This is a genomic window from Thiothrix caldifontis, from assembly GCF_900107695.1.
GTDB classification, from domain to species: Bacteria; Pseudomonadota; Gammaproteobacteria; order Thiotrichales; family Thiotrichaceae; genus Thiothrix; species Thiothrix caldifontis.
In genome coordinates this window covers 1-3483 of the sequence record NZ_FNQP01000052.1, presented here as the reverse complement: position 1 = coordinate 3483, position 3483 = coordinate 1, and the positions used below count along the sequence as shown (strand labels likewise).

Below are 3483 nucleotides of genomic sequence, written 5' to 3'. Positions count from 1 at the left end.
TGCTTGCGCACCAGACAAATCGTTTAGCTCTTATAGCTATTACCACGCATGGAATGCGGGGGGGAGTTCCATTTACACGCTTCCCTATTGATAGTCAGTTCAAACCATTTGAACCTCTTATCTCAATCCAATTCTGATTGCCGCTCAGGCAAGCAGAGCAGCTATACAGAATCGTCTTATCGAAAAGACTTTGTATTGCTGGCTTACAGCCAGATAGCTACTACCAATCTTCAGTTCATCCAATAACAGCAGTCGTAAACTCCTACTGTTTGGAACTCCTTCAGAATTGGCACATCTATGGCTCTTACACTTCTGTCATCTTCAGCATCCATCCCATGCCGTAGTGGAAACGGCAGGCATGGAGCTTCAATAACCAAAGCTACCAATACTTAAGTCCTATGACACATGCAATAATAACAATACCCCCTATCGGCTCAAGTCTGAGAACGTTAGTTCACAGACATTGGCAGCGAGAGCGAGACCACTAAGTGGGTTCACTCGACCATTGGAAAGGTCTCCTATTATAGGGCGGCGTAAAAAAACTAAAGTGAAATAGTTTAATAAACAACCAATAGTATCATTGCCACAAGGAAACATTAAACACTTTACATTCTATCGTTATTTCTCTTTACATAAAACTAAAGTATTACTATCATGAATGTATAAACTAAAAAACAGATAACATAAAAAAACCCCAAGCAGTCAGCATCTGCTTGAGGTTCAATCCATAACAATAAGGAACAAATAATTATGGAACAAATTCATATTAGCCCAGATACTCAATTAGTCAATAATGATTTCACAACAACAGAAATTTTATCTTATCTGGAAGATGTAACATCCTCTTCTGAAGAACCCATTCTTCAAAACTCAAACAATATTATCACTTATAAGTATCTATCAGAAGTTGTAGATGTAGACTCACTGATTAATTCACCTCTAACTGAAGAACAAAAAAAACAAGACAACATTAGAGTTTATCTAATCAAGTCTGCAATGGGTTCAGGGAAAACTAAGGTGATAACTGACTTTACGAATAAGTATAATACTGAAGGCATTCCTGTAGGTCACATGATGGTCTACAAGAAGAATATTCAAGATATTACTGATTCAACTGAAACGGTAGAATATGTAAAAATCTTTACAGACAAAGCCATTAAAGCTGGTCTATCAGAACCACATAAGCATTCACATATTCAAACTTATACCAAAAGATTCTTTGACGTATTTGCTGAAGGACTTATTGAGTCAGGGTTAGAGACTATTCCATCAGAAGGCTATGATACCCTACAGATTATTGACCATTACTTTCAGGATAAGGTTATCTTCGTTGACGAATGCGACTACATGATTAACATGTTGGCGGCTTTTACCTCTTCTGTTATGAAATCCCATAGGGGAAACAAGACCTGGGAGTATAGAAACAATCTACTCCAAGAAGCGGCAAAACAGTTCTACCTTGAAGTAGCAAAAAAATGCAAAGCATTAGTCCTGTTTACAGCTACAACCACTTCTGATTTTATGAAGCTATTGCCAACAAGCACTTTTGTAATTGACCCTTCTGATTACCTTAATGAAGGTGAAGCCATTAAAAGCATTTCCATATCTACTGTTACTTATGTTCCATTCGTAGAATGGCACTACAGCGACAAGTTAGGCTACCTGTCAGACCAAATAATTCTGGACATCAGTAGACGTTTCCAATGGAACAAGGCTCTACAGTTTTCCCCAAACATTAGAGCAAGACACATAGAGCATTTTATTGGTAACTATGAAGTTGGGGTATTAGCTCCACCACATAAATTAAATAAGGAAGCTAAAGCTCTATGTGTTCCTACCAAAGAAACAGTAGCAACAATTGCTATAGCAAATAATTCTAAAACTGCTGTCTTAATTGACATCTCTGACTTTGATACAAATGATGATGCTCTTATTTCTTTACATACGGCGCTTAGTAACGACTTCGTTGAAGGTGTAGAGGTTATACTTATCACAGGCTCTAATGCCCGTGCAGCGAATGTAACGACATTCTATGACGATGTTTTAGTTATTACCGATGCTCCTTGGAATGCTGAAATAATCCAAGCATTAGGAAGATTCAGAAATGCACGTATACACGCATACATTTTAGATAGGACTGTTTCTGAGCAAACTTATAATTCAAGACGTTATGCTATTGGTGTAACTGAAAATGAGATACGTAAAACTGAAGGTTTGGCTCAACGTAAAAAATCCGATAGAGAAAGAAGGAGTATAAACTGGTGGAAGGCCAACTCTGGAAGTATTTATTCCTATTGGGCTGATAAACAATCACCATTAGAAAATCCCGAAGAAGAAACAAAACGTGTTAACTCACTTGTTCAAGAAATTGAAGACTTCGATTTTACATTAGGGAATAGCATGACATCATTTACTATCTCTGTAGATTTGAAATATTGCGCACCAACATTTATTCCTACAAGTAAAGGTCAAAGTAAAAGGGATTCAAAGGAAACCAAGAAAGGCAAGAAGATAATTGAATTCTTGGCTAATAATAAAAAGCTAACACAGATTCAGCTTATTCAAAAATGGAAAGAAACTTACCCTGATGAAAATATTATTTCTTCTACTACTATTACAAAATACAACAAGATTCTAAAAGAACAACAGCAATAAATAATTTGACTTATACTGTTGCCTATAGGAATATGTTTATAACAGTTAGGTTTCACCACCTTCGGGACAAACAAAGCTGGATTGACTTCTTTTTATTGTTTTAAAAATTCACCCCTCACTTCCGGGTGAACTCCTGAAGCCCTTAGGCAATATTAACTAAGGGCTTTTTTGTTTGTCCTGAAAGTGTGAAGCCTCCAGAAGGCTGAACTCTCAAACGGAATTTCTTCTGCTTCTCATCGCTTCAAGTAATTCTGCTCTTTCATGCTTGAGAGTTATTTCAAGAAGTTCATCTTCCAACTGCTTAATTTTGGATTTCAGTTCTGAATTGGGGTCTAGCGTCCCGCCTGCGGTAGGCTCGTCAAGAGACTTGCCGCCTGCGGTACTGCCATTTTGGATCATTCTGTATCCATCATCTTCAAGGTTTTTAACCAACGTTCCTGCGGCTTCTTTATTCTTCCTACAATATTCAGTTATTGTTAAACCTGATTTAATGTATTTGTTTACTAATTCCTTTAGTTGGGATTCTGAACGACGAACTACTTCTTTCCGCTTTTCTATTGTCTCTGCCATAGGTACTACCCTCGTATTAAAATTTTGAAGGTAGCACTTATGATAGTTCTGTAGCAAAAGTGTCTGACAGGTGGTCAGGAGATAAGTCTGCCTGAGAACTTATGTTCATAACGTAGAGTGTGGATTAGGTTAGCTAACTCATTGAGCTTATAATCAAGGTTGCTATCTATTGAGGTTTGGACTTGACCACCACCTAAGTTTAATGACGCTACATTAAGTGCAGTGACTTCATTTAGTAATTTTCTGATACTGGTTAAC

The 3483-nt window shown here is 37.2% G+C and carries 3 protein-coding genes; 1 reads left to right on the top strand and 2 read right to left on the bottom strand.

What is annotated here, in order from left to right; genetic code table 11:
• Window positions 1-750 precede the first annotated feature (750 nt).
• The gene (locus BLV87_RS18815; RefSeq protein WP_093071187.1) at window positions 751-2655 is read left to right on the top strand and encodes a hypothetical protein; all 1905 of its coding nucleotides are present in this window, start codon (window positions 751-753) and stop codon (window positions 2653-2655) included.
• Window positions 2656-2865: 210 nt separating this feature from the next.
• Here BLV87_RS18815 and BLV87_RS18810 read toward each other — a convergent pair whose 3' ends face one another.
• Complete coding sequence (locus BLV87_RS18810; protein ID WP_093071186.1) at window positions 2866-3225, bottom strand: hypothetical protein; 360 nt, start codon at window positions 3223-3225, stop codon at window positions 2866-2868.
• A gap of 74 nt (window positions 3226-3299) precedes the next feature.
• On the bottom strand, window positions 3300-3483 hold a 184-nt coding region (locus BLV87_RS19725), incomplete at its 5' end, for a hypothetical protein (protein WP_217630038.1).